Origin of the sequence: Prauserella shujinwangii, from assembly GCF_003001955.1 — a bacterium.
GTDB classification, from domain to species: Bacteria; Actinomycetota; Actinomycetes; order Mycobacteriales; family Pseudonocardiaceae; genus Qaidamihabitans; species Qaidamihabitans shujinwangii.
The window spans coordinates 249161-266767 of record NZ_PVNH01000003.1 but is presented as its reverse complement, the minus strand read 5'-3'; the positions used below and the strand labels follow the sequence as shown (position 1 = coordinate 266767).

The 17607-nt window shown below is 70.6% G+C and carries 18 protein-coding genes and 1 tRNA gene; 10 read left to right on the top strand and 9 right to left on the bottom strand.

Features of this window, described 5'->3' with window-relative positions; translation table 11 throughout:
• Nucleotides 1-72: 72 nt before the first annotated feature.
• The 7 genes from rpmE to argS form a co-directional block, all read right to left on the bottom strand.
• Nucleotides 73-300 carry a 50S ribosomal protein L31 gene (gene rpmE, locus B0I33_RS07910; RefSeq protein ID WP_106177909.1) on the bottom strand — a complete coding sequence of 76 codons (228 nt, stop codon included), beginning with the start codon at nucleotides 298-300 and terminating at the stop codon, nucleotides 73-75.
• A gap of 177 nt (nucleotides 301-477) precedes the next feature.
• Complete coding sequence (gene rho, locus B0I33_RS07905; protein ID WP_106177908.1) at nucleotides 478-2397, bottom strand: transcription termination factor Rho; 1920 nt, start codon at nucleotides 2395-2397, stop codon at nucleotides 478-480.
• Nucleotides 2398-2713: 316 nt separating this feature from the next.
• The gene (thrB, locus tag B0I33_RS07900; RefSeq protein WP_106177907.1) at nucleotides 2714-3598 is read right to left on the bottom strand and encodes a homoserine kinase; all 885 of its coding nucleotides are present in this window, start codon (nucleotides 3596-3598) and stop codon (nucleotides 2714-2716) included.
• Nucleotides 3595-4665, bottom strand: coding sequence for a threonine synthase (gene thrC, locus B0I33_RS07895; RefSeq protein ID WP_106177906.1), 1071 nt, complete (start codon nucleotides 4663-4665; stop codon nucleotides 3595-3597). The genes thrB and thrC overlap by 4 nt, the downstream gene beginning before the upstream one ends.
• Complete coding sequence (locus tag B0I33_RS07890) at nucleotides 4662-5960, bottom strand: homoserine dehydrogenase (protein ID WP_106177905.1); 1299 nt, start codon at nucleotides 5958-5960, stop codon at nucleotides 4662-4664. Before B0I33_RS07890 ends, thrC begins: the two co-directional genes overlap by 4 nt.
• On the bottom strand, nucleotides 5957-7396 hold the full coding sequence (gene lysA / locus B0I33_RS07885) for a diaminopimelate decarboxylase (protein ID WP_106177904.1): 1440 nt from the start codon (nucleotides 7394-7396) through the stop codon (nucleotides 5957-5959). Before lysA ends, B0I33_RS07890 begins: the two co-directional genes overlap by 4 nt.
• Nucleotides 7397-7405: 9 nt before the next feature.
• The gene (gene argS / locus B0I33_RS07880) at nucleotides 7406-9061 is read right to left on the bottom strand and encodes an arginine--tRNA ligase (RefSeq protein ID WP_106177903.1); all 1656 of its coding nucleotides are present in this window, start codon (nucleotides 9059-9061) and stop codon (nucleotides 7406-7408) included.
• A gap of 148 nt (nucleotides 9062-9209) precedes the next feature.
• Here argS and B0I33_RS07875 point away from each other — a divergent pair, with 148 nt between their 5' ends.
• Nucleotides 9210-10037, top strand: a complete 828-nt coding sequence (locus tag B0I33_RS07875; protein WP_106177902.1) for a thioredoxin-like domain-containing protein — start codon at nucleotides 9210-9212, stop codon at nucleotides 10035-10037.
• A 7-nt stretch (nucleotides 10038-10044) separates the two neighbouring features.
• Entirely contained in the window at nucleotides 10045-10776 is a 732-nt protein-coding gene (locus B0I33_RS07870) for a DUF305 domain-containing protein (protein WP_425440452.1), read from the top strand.
• A 1-nt stretch (nucleotide 10777) separates the two neighbouring features.
• On the opposite strand, the gene B0I33_RS07865 is transcribed toward B0I33_RS07870, so the two are convergent.
• Nucleotides 10778-11701, bottom strand: a complete 924-nt coding sequence (locus B0I33_RS07865) for a cation diffusion facilitator family transporter (protein ID WP_106177901.1) — start codon at nucleotides 11699-11701, stop codon at nucleotides 10778-10780.
• A 174-nt stretch (nucleotides 11702-11875) separates the two neighbouring features.
• On the opposite strand from B0I33_RS07865, the gene B0I33_RS07860 reads away from it, so the two are divergent.
• Together B0I33_RS07860 and B0I33_RS07855 are read left to right on the top strand one after the other, a co-directional pair.
• Nucleotides 11876-13351 (top strand): phytoene desaturase family protein, encoded by a 1476-nt coding sequence (locus B0I33_RS07860; protein WP_106177900.1) that lies wholly within the window; start codon nucleotides 11876-11878, stop codon nucleotides 13349-13351.
• 25 nt (nucleotides 13352-13376) lie between these two features.
• Nucleotides 13377-13449 (top strand) — tRNA-Arg (locus tag B0I33_RS07855).
• 130 nt (nucleotides 13450-13579) lie between these two features.
• On the opposite strand, the gene B0I33_RS29630 is transcribed toward B0I33_RS07855, so the two are convergent.
• Nucleotides 13580-13759 (bottom strand): hypothetical protein, encoded by a 180-nt coding sequence (locus B0I33_RS29630; protein WP_146147468.1) that lies wholly within the window; start codon nucleotides 13757-13759, stop codon nucleotides 13580-13582.
• 370 nt (nucleotides 13760-14129) lie between these two features.
• Between B0I33_RS29630 and B0I33_RS07850 the strand changes: the two genes are divergently transcribed.
• From B0I33_RS07850 to B0I33_RS07835, 6 genes are all read left to right on the top strand, one after another.
• Entirely contained in the window at nucleotides 14130-14498 is a 369-nt protein-coding gene (locus tag B0I33_RS07850; protein ID WP_245900492.1) for a hypothetical protein, read from the top strand.
• Nucleotides 14443-15687 carry a putative T7SS-secreted protein gene (locus B0I33_RS07845; RefSeq protein ID WP_106177899.1) on the top strand — a complete coding sequence of 415 codons (1245 nt, stop codon included), beginning with the start codon at nucleotides 14443-14445 and terminating at the stop codon, nucleotides 15685-15687. Before B0I33_RS07850 ends, B0I33_RS07845 begins: the two co-directional genes overlap by 56 nt.
• 2 nt (nucleotides 15688-15689) lie before the next feature.
• Entirely contained in the window at nucleotides 15690-16025 is a 336-nt protein-coding gene (locus B0I33_RS29625) for a hypothetical protein (RefSeq protein ID WP_146147467.1), read from the top strand.
• Between the two features lie 86 nt (nucleotides 16026-16111).
• Nucleotides 16112-16609 (top strand): hypothetical protein, encoded by a 498-nt coding sequence (locus B0I33_RS29890; protein WP_181193216.1) that lies wholly within the window; start codon nucleotides 16112-16114, stop codon nucleotides 16607-16609.
• A 112-nt stretch (nucleotides 16610-16721) separates the two neighbouring features.
• Complete coding sequence (locus B0I33_RS29885) at nucleotides 16722-16964, top strand: hypothetical protein (RefSeq protein WP_181193215.1); 243 nt, start codon at nucleotides 16722-16724, stop codon at nucleotides 16962-16964.
• 118 nt (nucleotides 16965-17082) lie between these two features.
• Nucleotides 17083-17400 (top strand): hypothetical protein, encoded by a 318-nt coding sequence (locus B0I33_RS07835; protein ID WP_106177898.1) that lies wholly within the window; start codon nucleotides 17083-17085, stop codon nucleotides 17398-17400.
• The last annotated feature ends 207 nt before the right edge of the window (nucleotides 17401-17607 follow it).

Sequence of the window (17607 nt, the reverse complement as noted above, 5' to 3'; positions counted from 1 at the left end):
CGGGCGGTCTCTCTGCACAGACAAACGGCGCCCGCCCTGCCGCGGGGGCAGGTGCGGGCGCCGTCGGCGAAGCTACTGGGAGCCGGACTTCTTGGCGCGCTTGCCGTAGCGGGCCTCGAAGCGGGCGACCCGGCCACCGGTGTCCATGATCTTCTGCTTGCCCGTGTAGAACGGGTGGCAGTTGGAGCAGATCTCGACGTGGATCGAGCCCGTCTCCTTGGTGCTGCGGGTGGTGAACGTGTTGCCGCAGCCGCAGGTCACCGTGGTGGTCACGTACTCGGGGTGGATACCGCTCTTCATGGGGTCCTCTCTCGATGGCCGCCGGGTCCCCGTCCCGCGGGGTGAACCGGTGCCGGACTTCAGCGGATGAATTCTGCCAGACGCGCTGACCTGGGTTTCAACGCGCCGGGGGTCGTGAGTGTTCCGAGTGGTTAGAACAACGTTTCCCACTCACGACCCCACTGCGCGGTGAAGGGGTCAGTCGTCGTCGGTACCGGGCGCGGTCTTGGAGACCTGCATCAGGAACTCGATGTTGGTCTTCGTCTTGCGCAGCCGGTCGAGCAGGAGGTCGATCGCCTGCTGCGAGTCGAGCGCGTGCAGCACCCGGTGCAGCTTGTGCGTGACCGCCAGCTCGTCGGGCGAGAGCAGCAGCTCCTCCTTGCGGGTGCCGGACGGGTTGACGTCCACCGCGGGGAACACGCGCCGCTCGGCGATCTTGCGGTCGAGCTTGAGCTCGGCGTTGCCGGTGCCCTTGAACTCCTCGAAGATCACCGTGTCACCGGTCGAGCCGGTCTCGACCATCGCCGTGGCGAAGATCGTCAGCGAGCCGCCGTCCTCGATGTTGCGGGCCGCGCCGAGGAACCGCTTGGGCGGGAACAGCGCCGTCGAGTCGACACCACCCGACAGGATCCGGCCCGAGGCAGGCGCCGCCAGGTTGTAGGCACGGCCGAGGCGGGTGATCGAGTCGAGCAGCACGACCACGTCGTGCCCCATCTCCACGAGGCGCTTCGCCCGCTCGATGGACAGCTCGGCGACCGAGGTGTGGTCCGACGGCGGGCGGTCGAACGTCGAGGCGATGACCTCGCCGTTCACCGACCGCTGCATGTCGGTGACCTCTTCCGGCCGCTCGTCCACGAGCACGACCATCAGGTGGCACTCGGGGTTGTTCGTGCTGATCGCGTTGGCGATGTCCTGCAGGATCGTCGTCTTGCCCGCCTTCGGCGGCGAGACGATCAGCGCACGCTGCCCCTTGCCGACCGGCATCACCAGGTCGATGACCCGGGTCGTCAGCTTGTTCGGCGAGGTCTCCAGCCGCAGCCGCTCGTTGGGGTACAGCGGCGTCAGCTTGTGGAACTCGGGCCGCTTCTTGGCCACCTCGGAGTCCAGGCCGTTGATCGAGTCGACGCGCACCAGCGGGTTGAACTTCTGCCGCTGCTGCTCGCCCTCCCTCGGCTGGCGGACGACGCCGGTGATGGCGTCCCCCCGGCGCAGCCCGTACTTGCGCACGAGCGACAGCGAGACGTACACGTCGTTCGGCCCGGCCAGGTAGCCGGACGTGCGGACGAACGCGTAGTTGTCCAGCACGTCGAGGATGCCCGCGACGGGCAGCAGCACGTCGTCCTCGCGGATCTCGGTGTCGGGACCGCCCGACCCCTCGCCGCGACCGCCGCGACGGCGCCGGTCCCGGAAGCGCCTGCCGCGCCTGCCGCCGCGCTCGTCGTCCTCGTCGCCGCCCTGCTGACCCTGCTGACCCTGCTGGCCGCGCTGGTTGTTGCCCTGCTTGCCCTCGCCGCCGCCACGCTGCTGGCCGCCCTGCTGAGCCTGCTGGTTGCCCTGGCCGCCCTGGTTGCCGGAGTCGGAGCCGGAGCCGCCGCCGGACTGGCGGCCGGAGCCACCACGGCGGCGCCGGTTGCGGCCGCCCTCCTCGGCCGGCTGGCCCTCGTCCTGCTGCGGCTGGGCGGGAGCGGCGGAGTCCCTTGCCGACTTCTCCGCCTGCTTCTGCTCCGAGCCGGACGTCGGCCGCTCGGGCTGCTCGGTGGCCTGCTTCGCGGCGGGTGCCTCGGCCGGAGTCCGCGTCGCCTCCGCGGCCTTCTGCTTGCCGGCCTGCTCGACCCCTTCGAGCGGCAGTGCCTCGCCCTCGTCCTGGCGGCCCCGCTTCGACTTGCCCTGACGCTCCCTGATCGCGGCGATCAGATCACCCTTACGCATACCCGTGGTGTCGCTGATGCCCAGTTCACCGGCCAGTGCCCGCAGGTCGGCGATGACCATGCCGGACAGCCCGCCCGGACGCCGCTTCGGCGCCGCGACGGCACCATTGGACTGCGGCGTCTGCTCCCCGGCACCCGACGTTTCAGCCTGGGTGTTCACGTCGCCGCTCAAAAGATCGGTGTTGCTCACACATGTCCTTCCTGACCGATCCACGCCTCCACGGTGGACCAGCGGACCGCCGCCCGCGTCCGAATTGCGAGACGGCGTTCTAGTTCCCCGTGCGAACCGGCTCGGGCTGAGACGTGCGAGTCACAGCGGCGGAACCGCCAGCACGGGGATTGAGCCGACCATCGTGGCTACCGGAAGCCCGTCGGATTGACGAAAGATGTGATCCGGGAAGACCCCGGGACCAGCACCGGGTGCGGAATGTGCACGATGACCGAACGCCCCCGAGGGTAGACCGCCGGGGGTCGTGGTGCAACAACCACCCCCTGCGTGGCGTGCCTCACTCTCCGGCGGTCACCTGCACGCCGATCGGATCGACGGGCAGCTCGGTGACCTCGAATCCGTCAACAACGGTGCCCGGGGGGAGTATTCCCGTCGTCGTGAGCGCGAGCACGGTCGGCCCCGCGCCGGAGATCGTCGCGGGCACCCCCCGTTCCCGCAGGTCACGCAGCAGCCGCAGGCTGGCGGGGTACGCGGGCTCGCGGTAGTCCTGGTGCAGCCGGTCCTCGGTGGCGGGCAGCAGCAGGTCCGGCCGCGCGGTGAGGGCGTGCACGGCGAGCGCGGCGCGGCCCGCGGTGAACGCGGCGTCGGCGTGCGGAACCCGCTCCGGCAGCAGCCCCCGCGTCGCGTGGGTGGACGACCGCTCGGCGGGCACCGCGACCACCGGGCGCAGCGCCGGGTGCGGTTCGACCCGTTCGGCGTGGTACCGGCCGTCCGCGCGCCACGCGATCGCGACACCCCCGTGCAGGCTGGCGGCGGCGTTGTCGGCGTGCCCCTCGAACTCGGCGGCCAGCTGCAGCACCGTGTCGTCGAGGCCGCGTCCGGCCAGCGCGTAGCCCGCGGCGACGCCGGCGACCACGGCGGCCGCCGACGAGCCGAGCCCCCGCGCGTGCGGGATCGCGTTGTGGCAGCGCAGGTGCAGCCCCGGCATCTCGACGCCGAGGTGCTCGCAGGCCCGCCGCAGCGCGCGCACCACCAGGTGCGTCCCGTCGGTGGGCACGTCGCCGACATCGCCCGCGCCCGCGTCCAGGACCTCGACCTTCAGTCCCGGCTCGGTGACCAGCACCTCGACGACGTCGCGCAGGCCGAGCGCCATGCCCAGCGTGTCGAAGCCGGGGCCGAGGTTCGCGGTCGAGGCCGGAACCGTGACGCGGAGGCTCGTCACGACAGCTCCAGCGCCGCGGCGACGGCTCTCGGGTCCACCGAGAGTGGTTCCACCTCGACGTTGCCCTCCAGCGCGGTGGCCGGGTCCTTGAGCCCGTGCCCGGTCACCGTGCACACGACGGTGGACCCGCGCGGCAGCCTGCCGTCGGCCGCGGTGACCAGCAGACCCGCGACGCTCGTGGCCGAAGCGGGCTCCACGAACACGCCCTCGCGCCGGGCGAGCAGCCGGTAGGCGTCGAGGATCCGCTCGTCGGAGACCGCCTCGAACAGGCCGCCGCTGGCGTTGCGCGCCTTGACCGCCGAGTCCCACGACGCGGGACTGCCGACGCGGATGGCGGTCGCCACGGTCTCCGGGCACGGCACCGGCTCGCCGTGCACGAGCGGCGCCGCGCCCTCGGCCTGGAACCCGAACATGCGCGGTGTGTTGTCCACCACACCGTCGGCGGCGTACTCGGTGTACCCGGCCCAGTACGCGGTGATGTTCCCCGCGTTGCCGACCGGAAGGCAGTGGACGTCCGGGGCCTCCCCCAGCACGTCGCAGATCTCCCACGCGGCGCTCTTCTGCCCGACGAGGCGCACGGGGTTGACCGAGTTCACCAGCGTCACCGGGTAGTCGGCCGCCGTCTTGCGCGCGAGTTCGAGGCAGTCGTCGAAATTGCCGTCGACCTGCAGGATCCGGGCGCCGTGCAGCACGGCCTGCGCCATCTTGCCGAGCGCGATCTTGCCCTGCGGCACGAGCACGGCACTCGTCAGTCCCGCACGCGCGGCGTAGGCGGACGCGGAGGCCGACGTGTTGCCGGTGGACGCGCAGATCACCGCCCGCAGCCCGCTGGCGAGCGCGTGCGTGATGGCCACGGTCATCCCCCGGTCCTTGAAGGACCCGGTGGGGTTGGCGCCCTCCACCTTGAGGAAGACCGAGCAGCCGGTGAGCTCGGACAGATGCGGCGCGGCCAGCAGCGGCGTGTTGCCCTCGCCGAGCGTGACGACCTCCGCGCCCTCCGGGACGGGGATCCGCGAGGGGTAGGCGTTGATGATGCCCGGCCAGCCCGGGTCGGTGCCGAACTTCACGAGTCCTCGCCTTCCACCCGCATCACGCTCACGACCTCACGCACGACGTCGAGCTTGCCGATCTCGTCCACCGTCGCCCGCAGCGCCGCGTCCGGCGCCGAGTGCGTGACGATGACGAGGCTCGCGGTGGAGTTGCGGTCCCGCTGGCGCACCGCCGCGATGCTCACGTCGTGCGTGGCGAACGCCTGCGCCACCTGCGCCAGCACACCCGCGCGGTCGGCCACGTCGAGGCTGATGTGGTACCGCGTCGGGGTCTGGCCCATCGGCCGGACCGGCAGCGCCGCGTGCGCGGACTCGCGTGGACCCCGGCCGCCCGCGACCCGGTTGCGCGCGGCGGCGACCAGGTCGCCGAGCACCGCGCTCGCCGTCGGCGCGCCACCCGCGCCCTGGCCGTAGAACATCAGCTCGCCCGCGGCGTCGGCCTCGACGTACACGGCGTTGAACGCGCCGTTCACCCCGGCCAGCTGGTGACTGCGCGGGATCATCACCGGGTGCACGCGCGCGGAGACCGACTCGGTTCCGTCGTCGGCCGTGACCCGCTCGCAGATGGCGAGGAGCTTGACGGTCCGGTTCAGCAGCCGGGCGGCCGCGATGTCGGAGGCGGTGATCCCGGCGATGCCCTCGCGGTGCACGTCGGAGGCCGTCACGCGGGTGTGGAAGGCCAGCGACGCGAGGATCGCCGCCTTGGACGCCGCGTCGTAGCCGTCGACGTCGGCGGTCGGGTCGGCCTCCGCGTAGCCCAGCCTGCTCGCCTCGTCGAGGGTCTCGGCGTACCCGGCTCCGGTGGCGTCCATCGCGGACAGGATGTAGTTCGTGGTCCCGTTGACGATGCCCATCACGCGGGTGATCCGGTCACCGGCCAGCGACTCGCGCAGCGGCCGCAGCAGCGGGATGGCACCGGCCACCGAGGCCTCGTAGTACAGGTCCGCGCCGGAGAGGTCGGCCGCCTCGGCGAGCTCGGCCGAGTGCTCCGAGAGCAGCGCCTTGTTGGCGGTCACCACGGACCTGCCCTTGCGCAGGGCGGTCAGCAGCCAGCCGCGCACGGGCTCGATCCCGCCGATCAGCTCGACGACGATGTCGACGTCCGACTCGACGAGCGCGCCCGCGTCGTTGGTGAGCAGCTCCTGCGGCAGCTCGGGATGCTTGTCGGGGCGGCGCACGGCGATCCCGGCGAGCTCGACCGGGGCGCCCACCCTGGCGGCCAGCTCGTCGGCCTCGTCGAGGAGCACGCGCGTCACCTCGCTGCCGACCGTTCCGCAGCCGAGCAGGGCGACCCTGACGCGTTCGTCGCTCACGACACCTCCAAGCGCAGCATGTCCTCGTTCGTCTCCCGCCGCAGCAGCAGGCGGGCACTGCCGTTGCGGACCGCGACCACGGCCGGCCGCGGCTGCCGGTTGTAGTTGCTGGCCATCGAGTAGCAGTACGCACCGGTCGCCGCCACCGCGAGCAGGTCGCCGGGGGCAAGGGTGTCGGGCAGCCAGCAGTCGCGGACCACGATGTCGCCGGACTCACAGTGCTTTCCCACGACTCGGGACAGCGCGGCCCCGACCTGCTGCGGCTGGCCGTCGTCGCTGGCGCGGGACACGAGCCTGCAGTCGTAGGCGGCGTCGTAGAGCGCGGTGCGGATGTTGTCGCTCATGCCGCCGTCAACGCTGACGTACCGGCGCACGGCGTCGTCACCGAGCGCGACGTCCTTGACGGTGCCGACCTCGTACAGCGTCACCGTGCCCGGACCCGCGATGGCGCGGCCGGGCTCGCCCGCGATGCGGGGCACCGGCAGGCCGGCGAACTCGCACTCCTTGCGGACGATCTCGCGGATCTGCGTGATCATCTGCGCGGGCGGCGGCGGGTTGTCCCGGTCGGTGTAGGCGATGCCGAAGCCGCCACCGAGGTCTACTGTGGACAACTGCTGGACGAGCTCGTCGCCGTGCTCCTTCGCCAGCTCCGCGATCAGGCCGATGACACGCCGGGCCGCCACCTCGAAGCCGTCGGCGTCGAAGATCTGCGAGCCGATGTGGCTGTGCAGGCCGACGAGTTCCAGCGAAGGGGCGTTCAGGACGCGCCGGACCGCTTCCGCGGCGTTGCCCGCGGCGAGCGAGAAGCCGAACTTCTGGTCCTCGTGCGCGGTGGCGATGAACTCGTGGGTGTGTGCCTCGACGCCGACCGTGACGCGCACCAGCACCTTCTGCGTGATGCCGTGCCGGGCCGCCACGTCGGAGAGGCGGGCGATCTCGAAGAACGAGTCGAGCACGATCGTGCCCACGCCGGCCTCGACGGCGGCCTCCAGTTCGGCGGTGGACTTGTTGTTGCCGTGGAAGGTGATCCGCTCGGGCGGGAAGTCCGCGCGCTGCGCGATCGCGAGCTCACCGCCGCTGCAGATGTCGAGGCTCAGCCCCTGTGCCGCCACCCAGCGGGCGATCTCCGTGCACAGGAACGCCTTGCTCGCGTAGTGCACGAGCGCCGGGTCGTCGAACGCCTCGGCGTACTCGGCGCACCGGGACTTGAAGTCGGCCTCGTCGATCACGAACAGCGGCGTGCCGTACGTCCGGGCCAGTTCCCGGACGTCCACGCCCGCGATCCGCACCACGCCGTCGGGCGCGCGGTAGGCGTTGCGGGGCCACACCTTCGGGTAAAGCCGGTCCAGTTCCTCCGAAGTGGACGGTGGAAAACCGGCCTGGTCGACGTGCGGGTAAACCTCGGCATGCCGGGGCCCCGCGGGGTGAGCGCACATAGCCGTTCACTACATCCGTTCCGGGGCGGAGACCCCGAGCAGGGACAGTCCGTTGGCGAGCACCTGGCGGGCGGCCTCGCACAGCGCCAGCCGCGCGTGGGTGAGCGGAGTCGCCTCCTCGTCACCCTGCGGCAGGACGCGCGCCACGTCGTAGAACTTGTGGTACGCCGACGCGAGCGACTCGAGGTAGCGGGCGACGCGGTGCGGTTCGCGCAGCTCGGCCGCCTTCCTGAGCACGGTGGGGAACTCCCCGATCGTGCGGATCAGGTCGCCTTCCCTCGGATGCGTGAGCAGGCCGAGGTCCGCGTCGGCCTGGGTCCGCAGGCCCAGCTCGGCCGCGTTGCGCTGCAACGAGGCCAGCCGGGCGTGGGCATACTGGACGTAGAACACCGGGTTCTCGTTGGTGTGCTTGCGCAGCAGGTCGAGGTCGATGTCCAGGATGGAGTCCACCGAGTATCGGCACAGCTCGTACCGCGCGGCGTCCACGCCCACGGCCTCGACCAGGTCCTCCAGCGTCACGACGTTGCCCGCGCGCTTGCTCATCCGGACCGGCTTGCCCCCGCTGACCAGGTTGACGAGCTGGCCGATGAGCACCTCGACCGCGCCGGGGTCGTGGCCGAGCCCCGCGGCCGCCGCCTTGAGCCGCGGGATGTAGCCGTGGTGGTCGGCGCCGAGCATGTAGATGCACAGGTCGAAACCGCGCTCGAACTTGTCGCGCAGGTAGGCGATGTCGGCCGCGATGTAGGCCGGGGTGCCGTCGCTCTTGAGCACCACCCGGTCCTTGTCGTCACCGTGGTCGGTCGAGCGCAGCCACCACGCGTCGTCGGCGAAGTAGAGGCTGCCCGCCTCCTTCAGCCGCTCGACCACCTCCGCCACGGATCCCGACTCGTGCAGCGAGGCCTCGGAGAAGAAGACATCGAAGTCGGTGCCGAACTCGTGCAGGGTCCGCTTGATCTCCTCCAGCATCAGGCTGACCCCGGCCTGCCGGAAGATCGCGTGCCGCTCGTCCTCCGGTTTGGTGAGCGCGCTGGGCTCCTTGCGCAGGACCTCGGCGGCGATGTCGTTGATGTAGCTGCCCGCGTAGCCGTCCTCGGGGGCGGGCTCGCCCAGCGCCGCCGCGATCAGCGACCGGGCGAACCGGTCGATCTGCGCCCCGGCGTCGTTGATGTAGTACTCGCGCGTGATCTCGGCGCCCTGCGCGGCCAGCAGCCTGCCGAGCGCGTCGCCGACGGCGGCCCAGCGCGTGCCGCCGAGGTGGATCGGCCCGGTCGGGTTGGCCGAGACGAACTCCAGGTTGATCCGCGTGCCCGCGAGCGCGTCGCCGCGGCCGTAGTCCCGGCCCGCGGACAGGACCCGCCGCACGAGCTCACCCTGCGCGTCCGCGGCGAGCCGGAGGTTCAGGAAACCGGGACCGGCGACCTCGGCCGAGGCGATGCCCTCGGCGGCGGTCAGCTCCGCGGCGAGCGCCTCGGCGAGCTCCCGGGGCGCCAGTCCTACTTTCTTCGCTACCTGGAGGGCCAGGTTGGTGGCGTAGTCTCCGTGCTCGGGGTTGCGCGGTCGCTCGATCGTCACGGGGTCGGGCAGCACGCTGTGGTCGAGGCCACGCGCGGTCAGCACCTGCACGGCGGACGAACGAACGAGGTCGGCGAGAGCGGCGGGAGTCACCAGGCGAGTGTACGGCCGCGGGCGCGACGGTCCGTGACCGCCCGACGGGGCCGCCCGGTGGCCGTTGACACCGAGTAGACACGTGCTCCCTACACTGGCAGACCAGGCACGAGCACGCCAATTCCACGTCCGACGAAACGCGGGAGCCATGGGTAGCGGCACGAAGAAAAAAGGGGCACGCAAGAGTGGTGCCGTCAAGGCGGCGCGCGGCTCGGTGGTGAAACAGAAGCACACCCCCTGGGGCACCATCATGGCCGTCGTCGGGATCCTGCTCCTGGCCGCCGGCGTGTTCGGCTACTACTGGGTGGCCTCGGCCGACAAGCGCGAGCAGCGGGCCCGCGAGGAGGCGGCCGCCGCGTTCGCGCCGTCCGCGGAGAACCCGGACCCGGCCAAGGACATCCAAGGCGTCGAGATCAAGGGCTACGAGGGCGGAGCCCACGTGCTGCCGACGGAACGGGTCGCCTACGACGAGACGCCGCCGTTCGGCGGGCCGCACGACGGCTACTGGGCCGCGTGCACCGGCACCGTCTACGAGCAGGGCGTGCGCAGCGAGAACATGGTGCACTCGCTGGAGCACGGGGCCGTGTGGATCGCCTACAACCCCGACCAGATCAAGGGCGAGGCGCTCGAGCTGCTCAAGGCCCGCGTGGACGGCAAGCCGTACACCATGATGTCGCCCTACCCCGGGCTGGAATCGCCGATCTCGCTGCAGTCGTGGGGGCACCAGCTCAAGGTCGACAGCGCCGAGGACGAGCGCATCGACCAGTTCATCGCGGCGCTGCGGCGCAACCCGAACACCTACCCCGAGGTCGGCGCGTCCTGTGACGCGCTCGGCGCGGGCATGTTCGATCCCGACAACCCGCCGCCGTTCAACCCGGAGCCGCCGGGCCCGGACGCCAAGCCGATGGACTACCAGGGTTCGGAGAGCGCGCAGCAGATGGGCGAGCAGCAGCCCGGCCAGGGCTCGGAGGGCTGATCGGACCGTGAGTACGGAAGCGGAGTCCGGCACGGAGACCGAGACCGTGCCGGAGCCGGACACCGCCGATCCCCGGCCCGCGTGGTCACGCTGGGTGATCTACCTGGGTGCCGCCCTCGCCCTCCTGCTGGTGGGTGCGACGGGCGGGATGATGCTCACCGAGACGTTCCGGGACGAACCCGCCGCGACGCCGCAGGCGGGTTCGGTGAGCGTCGGCTTTTCCCAGGACATGGCGCTGCACCACGAGCAAGCCGTCTCGATGGCCAACTGGGCGAGGGCGCACACCGACGATCCGGCGATCCGGCAGCTGGCGTTCGACATCGGCAGCACCCAGCTGGAGCAGATCGGCCGGATGAAGGGCTGGCTGATGCTCTGGGGCCAGCCCGAGCAGGCGCTCGGCGAGTACATGACGTGGATGGCGGGCCCGGACGGGCACGCGCACGGCCACGCCGCGCCCGAGCAGGCTTCCGGGGACGCGCCGATGCCGGGCATGGCGACCAGCGCGGAGATGGAGCAGATGCGCTCCCTCTCCGGCGCAGAACTGGACGTGAAGTTCCTTCAGCTGATGCTGCGGCACCACCAGGGCGGCGCCGACATGGCCGAGTACGCCCGCGACCACGCGGCGGTTCCCGCGGTCCGCACGCTGGCCCAGAGCATGCTGACGTCACAGGGCGCGGAAATGGACCTGATGCGGCGGCTGCTCGCGGAGCGGGACGCGGAACCCCTGCCGTACCCCTGACCTACCAGGACAGCTGCTCGCAGCGCCGGGCGGCCTCGCGCGGTTCCACCTGCAGGGTCGCGTGCTCGATCGCGTGGTCCCGTGCGAGCAGGTCGCGCGCCGCCGAGAGCACCCCGGCCGAGTCGGCGTCCGGCTCGATCGTCAGGTGGGCCGACGCCACCTCCATGCCGGAGGTGAGCGTCCAGACGTGCAGGTCGTGCACGTCCTCGACGCCGGGCAGGGCGGCCAGCTCGGCGTTGATCCGTTCCACGTCCACGCCGTGCGGCGCGTGCTGGAAGAGGATCCGCAGCGCGCGCCCGGCCAGGACGACGGTCCTCGGCAGCACGAACAGTCCGATCGCCACACCGACGAGCGGGTCGGCGTAGCGCCATCCCGTCGTGAGCGTCACCACGGCGCTGACGATGACGCCGATCGAACCGATCATGTCGGCGAGCACCTCGAGGTAGGCGCCGCGGACGTTGAGGCTCTCCTTGGCGCCGTCGCGCAGCAGCAGGAACGAGACGACGTTGGCCGCGAGCCCGGCCACCGCGACGAGCAGGACGGGCAGGCCCGGCACGGCAGGCGGGTCGCCGAGCCGGTCGATGGCCTCGTACACGACGTAGCCCGCGACGCCGAACAGCAGCACCGCGTTGGCCAGCGCCGCGAGCACCTCGGCGCGGTACATGCCGAACGTGCGGGTGAACGTGGGTGTGCTGCGCCTGCCGAGCACGATCGCCAGCAGCGCGAGACCGACGCCGAGAACGTCGGTGAACATGTGCGCGGCGTCGGAGAGCAGGGCCAGCGACGAGGTGGCCAGCGCGACGACGAACTGCAGGACCATGAAGGTGGCGCCGATGGCGAGCGCCGCCGCGAGCCTGCGGACGTACCGGCTGGAGGCGCTGCCCGCGGCGGGGAGCGCGGATCCGTGCCCGTGGCCATGGCCCATCGCAACGCCTCCTTCGGTCGGGAACCCGAGAAACATATAGTGACATGCGCATACTTGCAATACAGGTGAGGCTCACCTGACATCGACAACGTAGCGAGAACGCGCCGCCCGGCCATCCCTCGATCGGGCTTTCCCCGCACTCGGGCGCGCAAACGGGCGCGTAGCGTCGGGGACGTGGATGTCGCCATCGTCGGATCGGGACCGAACGGCCTGGCCGCGGGGGTCGTCCTCGCGCGGGCCGGGCTGTCGGTGCACGTGTTCGAGGCCGGGGACACGGTCGGCGGCGGGCTCCGGTCGCGGGCGCTGTTCGACGACGACGTGGTGCACGACCTGTGCTCCGCCGTGCACCCGATGGCGGCCGCGTCGCGGTTCTTCCGCGAGTTCGACCTCGGCGCGCGGGGAGTCGACCTGCTGCAGCCGGAGGCCAGCTACGCGCACCCGTTCCCCGGCGGGCCGCCCGGCGTCGCGTACCACAGCCTGGACCGGACGTGTGCCGGGCTCGGTGCCGACGGCCCGCGCTGGCGGCGGCTGATGGAGCCGCTGCTGGAGCACAGCGGGCCGATCGTGGACCTGTTCCTCTCCGACCAGCGACGGCTGCCCGCCGACCCTTCGGTGCCGTGGCTGCTCGGCTCGCGCGTGCTCGCCCACGGCACCGGGCTGGCCGGGCGCTGGTTCTCCGGGCGCGTGGCGCCGGGCCTGCTGGCGGGGGTGGCGGCGCACTCGCTGGGTCCGCTGCCCAGCCTGCCGGGCGGGGCGGTCGCGATGCTGCTCGGGCACCTGGCGCACGGCAGCGGGTGGCCGGTGCCGCGCGGCGGGAGCCAGCGCATCGCCGACGCCATGGCCGCCGACCTGGTCGCGCACGGCGGGGTCGTGCACACCGTGGCGCCGGTGACAGACCTGCGGGAGCTGGCGCGAGCGAAGGCGGTGCTGCTGAACGTGAGCCCCCGCGTGCTGCTGGACCTGGCCGGGCCGTGGCTGCCGCGGCGCTACCGGCGGCGGCTGGAACGCTGGCGGTACGGACCCGGCGCGGCGAAGGTGGACTTCCTGGTGTCGGAGCCGATCCCGTGGGCGGACCCCGAGCTGGCCGCCGCCGGCACCGTGCACCTTGGCGAGGACGAGCGCGACGTGTTCGCGCACGAGACCGCGGTCGCGAACGGGGCGCCCGCCGCGCATCCGTTCACCCTGGTGGTCGATCCCGCCGTGGCCGACCCGAGCCGCGCCCGGGGCGGCAGGCGCCCGGTCTGGGCCTACTCCCACGTGCCCAACGGCGACCGCACCGACCCGGCCGAGCTGGTGCGGGCGCGTATCGAGCGGTACGCGCCCGGGTTCTCCGACACCGTGCTCGCCCGCCGCGGGATCCCGGCCGCCGAGCTGGCGGACTACAACCCCAACTACGTGGGCGGCGACATCGCGGGCGGGGCGGTGACGGTGCCGCAGATGCTGTTCCGCCCCGCCCCGCGCTGGCACCCGTACCGGACGCCGCTGGGTGGCGTGTACCTGTGCTCGGCGTCGACACCCCCCGGACCCAGCGTGCACGGCATGGCCGGCTACTACGCGGCAGCCGACGTGCTGCGGCGCGAGTTCGGGATCCGTGACCTGCCGTCCCTCGAACCCGACCACCCGGTGAGGGCCGCCGAGGGCATGCGGTAGGCTTCGGGAAGTCGCACGGCGATGGGCCCTCGTAGCTCAGTGGATAGAGCACTGCCCTCCGGAGGCAGGTGTCGCAGGTTCGAATCCTGCCGAGGGCGCCCTCATCTGAGGTGCACGAACCCGCCCCCACCAGCGGAAACGCCGGTAGGGGCGGGTTCTTTTGGTATCCGGCCCTCTCCGGCCGTCTCCGGCCAATGCCCGGCCACGGTGACGTACGGCGGGACGAGCTCACGTGCGATATGCCCCGAGGGCCGCTGGTACCTGCTGCAGCACGGTTGCCTCGCCACCGTCCAGGAACAACGAGGCGTAGCTCTCGTACAGCACGGACACGGAGTGCCCGGCCTGCTGCAGTGCGAGGGCATATGTGGGCGCCATGCATGCCGACCAGCCGAAGATCGACGGTGTCACCCTGGAGGCCAGATCTTGCAGTTCGTGTTGTCGGACTCATGCGTGCGTCGGGTGTGGGCGACGCCGAGACCATGCGCGAACAGCTGCAGCACTTGGTCGAGCTGTCAAGAAGGCGTTCAAGGCGTACGAAGCAGCGGGGCCCGGCTGTCGAACGCCGCGCTGACGTTCGCAGAGACCCGGCAGGCGACGCGCAGTGATCCGCAGAAGGACTGCGTGCTGGTGGCTCGCCACGGCGACTGGGTCGAGATCCGTGACGACAAGAACGCCTGGCATGCGGCGCAGGTCCTGTCTCGCTGAGCTGCCTCATCACTCTGAGTCGTCGCTCTAGACTCGACGGTGACTGTGACGTGGTCGGGGTGAGCGGGGAGGCATGGACGGACCGGGCTGGCACGTCGAGGTCGAGGCGCTGGAACAGGCGGCACGCGGGATCAGCGAGAGCGTGCGGGACCAGGACAACGTCGAACTGCGTGAGCTGTGTGGCGATACGTCGCTGTACGGCCATGGCGGCTTGCACGCGGCGCTGATGAACTTCTGCACCCGGTGGAGTGAGGAGCTGGACTACCTCAACGACGACGCGCAGGACATCGCCGACAGCCTTGACCGGGTGGCGCAGAAGTACCGGGAGACCGACCAGCTGCCGCTCGAACGCTCCCGGATCCCGCTGTCGAGGCGGTTGAGGACTGATGGCCGAGCTCGGGGAGACCGAGGACCCCGCCGCGCTGGTAGAGGGCAAGCCTGAGGCGATCGAGGAGAACGCGCGCGTGCTGCGGGCCCGGGCCGACCGGGCGACGCGGGCCGGTGAAGGTCTCAAGAGCATTGATACCGGCGCGTGGTCCGGTGAGGCGGCCAACGCCTTCCGCGACGCATTCGACTACGAGCCGGTCAAGTGGATCAAAGCCGGGGACGCGCTCACCGCCGCCGCGGACGCACTCGACGGCTATGCGGCGACGCTGCGCTGGGCACAAGGCCAAGCGGCGGAGGCGATCCGGTTGTGGAATGAAGGCAACGCGGCAACGCAGCAGGCCAAGCAGCAGCACGAAGCCGCGGTCGCGCAGGCCACCGCCCAGAACAAGGCCAACGCCGCCGCCGGCAACCCGACCTGCCTCTCGCCCGGACCGTTCGTCGATCCCGGTGAGGCCACCCGGCAAGCGGCCCGCGAGGTCCTCAACCGAGCGCGCCAGCAACTCACGTCGGCAGGTGATCAGGCCGTCGCGATCCTCGATACCGAAGCCGACACCGCGCCGGAGAACAAGTCCTGGGGTGAACACGCGCTCGACTTCGGTGCCGGCATGTGGAACAGCGTCAGCACCACCGCCTCCGCCGGAGCCGACCTCCTGCTGGCCGTCGCCGACCCCGGCAACCCCGACCACGCCCAGCTCACCGACATCGCCTCCGCTGCCTGGCACAACATCACCAACCCGGTCGACACCGCGAAGAACCTCGTCGCCTGGGACGAATGGGAAAAAGGCAACACCGGACGAGCATTGGGCGAGATCGGCGGCAACATCCTCGTCGGCGGCGCCGCCGGCCGGATGCTAAAAGGTGGCAGGCCCGCCGACGGTGGCCACGCTGAGCCTGCGTCCCCGAACCGACGTCCGGAAACACCGGAAGAGAAGACGAAAGCGGTCCACGATGCCGTGCTGGCTCCGGATGGCCGGGTTCCCGGCGTCGAGGACAGCAAGGGCGTCTACTTGATCCCGGAAGCGGATCTAAACCAGTTACGGCAGCAGTTGCACGACAGACTGGGCGAGCCAACCAAGACGATTGAAACCCCAAAAGGGCAGCTGGAGTACTGGCAAATATCCGACGACCCGAAATCGACTGTCACCTATCGCTCGTACAGTAACTCAGGCGGCGCTACAATCGACCTCAACGAAGTTCAGGGCTTGGATGCCAAACGCTTCCACATCAGCAAGGGTGAGGCTTAACAGTGTCTGGGAAAAACCGGGATGAAGATCTCGACTACTACACGAAGTACGCAACCGACGACTGGGTTCCTTTGCACAACGTCGCCGTCGCCGTCAACGGCCACCTCGGCAAAGGTGCGACGTTCGATCAGATCGTCGAGGCTACGGTCGACTTTGTCGGTGAACTTATTGATCGAGGGATCCGGCCCGGAGATTTGATCGCTGACTACCCTGACTTCGTACTTTGGAGCGGAGAAAAGAGCACCCTACTCGACCGGCTGCGTAATGAAATGCGCGCACACGGCGACTTTCCGTATCCTGGGGACGTGTGCTGGCTACACAAGCCGACTGCGCCATGAGCACTCGCGCGGTGCGCTAGCGAGGAGCATACTTTCCCAAGTCTGCTCAGTACAGCTTGCCACAGTTACTCCCGCTGCTAGTGGACGTGATCGAACCACCGGCGCCGGTCGACCTGGACGCCGTCGAAGGCGCTGCGGTGGAGTTCGAGGCGCGGGTGCCGCCCAGCGGGCAGCTCACCGTCTCCTCCGGCCGGCAGGCGATCTCGCTGCACGAGTCTATGGCCGGTCGGCTGGTGACGATCTGGGCCGATCTGCGCAGCGTTCACGTCACCGCGGATGGGCACGTGGTGCGCACCGTGTCCTCTCGGCTCCAGCCCGAGGACCTGCGGCATCTGGCCATGCGGGGCGGCCGGCGCGCTGGCCCACCACCGGCCCGGCCCGCGTTGCGGCGCCGCAACGGCACCCCTGTTCTCCCCGAAGGCAGGGCGGTGGAGATCGACCGGACCGTGACCAAGGACGGCAAGGTCAACATCGCCGGCGAGGCCCACCTGGTCGGATTCGCCTGGGCCGGCCGCAAGATCACGCTGCGGCTGGACGGGCACCTGATGCACGCCATTGCCGACAACGCCCTGATCGGCAACTGACCCAGCCCCATCCCCGCCGACCACCTGACCAGCATCCACGGGGCACGGACACCCTCCACCACCACCGCCGCCCCCGCCGCTGCCGGCCGGATCGCTGCGCGCGCAACGGAAAGTGCACGCCAGCGGCCGGATCATGGTCGCCGGCCAAGGCATCAAGCTCGGCCCCCGTCATCGCGGCAAGCTGGTCACCGTCGTCATCGAAGACACCCACCTGCGCATCCTGCACAACGACGAAGAGATCGCCGTCCGACCCCGACGCAACCTCAAGCCGATCACCCGCCTCCACGTCACCGGAGCCGGAGTCCCAAGATCACGTCAAGCATCTCCCGACGACAAACCGTCAAACAAGTCCTGAGACCACACACCGAAAAACATCACGTACCGGACTCACAGCGGTTCTGGCGGTCCGCCGATCGATATCAACAACGTAGCTGGCCTGAACGTCGAACGCTTCCATATTGAATGTGGCTGGGATGGAATTCGAAACGTTGCCGTACGACGATCGGCTGGACTATCTGCTGCGGTACGCATCCGATGACTGGCTGGAACGTTCAACAGTGGTAGACGCGGCAAACCGCGTGGCCGGCTCTGAGGCATCCGACCGTGAGATCATCGACATGACGATGAAACTGGCCTCCGACCTGATCGATCGCGGGGCGGTGCCGGGCGACCTGATTGAAGGTGACCCGGGGTTCGTTGCCTGGCCAGGAACTGCCGACGAACGCCTTGGCCGCCTCAGGCGTGAGATCGAGGTGCTGGGCCACCTACCCGATCCCGGAGATGTCAGCTGATTCCATCGGATGGAACCGTACGATCGTAGCCGCGGCTAATGGCCTGTGTCCGACTACTGTGCCACACGTCCTGCAGTGCGCAATCGCGCTGCTGACCTAGGGTTCCCCGTGCGAGGAGCCGCCTCGAACGTGGCCACGCGATGATCCTCGCCCGCGTTGCCCATCACCACCGCGCTGGCCACGCGGGGGCGCGCATCAGCGCCTACG

Bases quoted from the DNA above. Each gene is read 5' to 3' on its own strand.
- rpmE (WP_106177909.1), bottom strand. From the start codon at position 300: ATGAAGAGCGGTATCCACCCCGAGTACGTGACCACCACGGTGACCTGC.
- lysA (WP_106177904.1), bottom strand. From the start codon at position 7,396: ATGTGCGCTCACCCCGCGGGGCCCCGGCATGCCGAGGTTTACCCGCAC.
- B0I33_RS07875 (WP_106177902.1), top strand. From the start codon at position 9,210: ATGGGTAGCGGCACGAAGAAAAAAGGGGCACGCAAGAGTGGTGCCGTC.
- B0I33_RS07865 (WP_106177901.1), bottom strand. From the start codon at position 11,701: ATGGGCCATGGCCACGGGCACGGATCCGCGCTCCCCGCCGCGGGCAGC.
- B0I33_RS07850 (WP_245900492.1), top strand. From the start codon at position 14,130: ATGGACGGACCGGGCTGGCACGTCGAGGTCGAGGCGCTGGAACAGGCG.
- B0I33_RS07845 (WP_106177899.1), top strand. From the start codon at position 14,443: ATGGCCGAGCTCGGGGAGACCGAGGACCCCGCCGCGCTGGTAGAGGGC.
- B0I33_RS07835 (WP_106177898.1), top strand. From the start codon at position 17,083: ATGGAATTCGAAACGTTGCCGTACGACGATCGGCTGGACTATCTGCTG.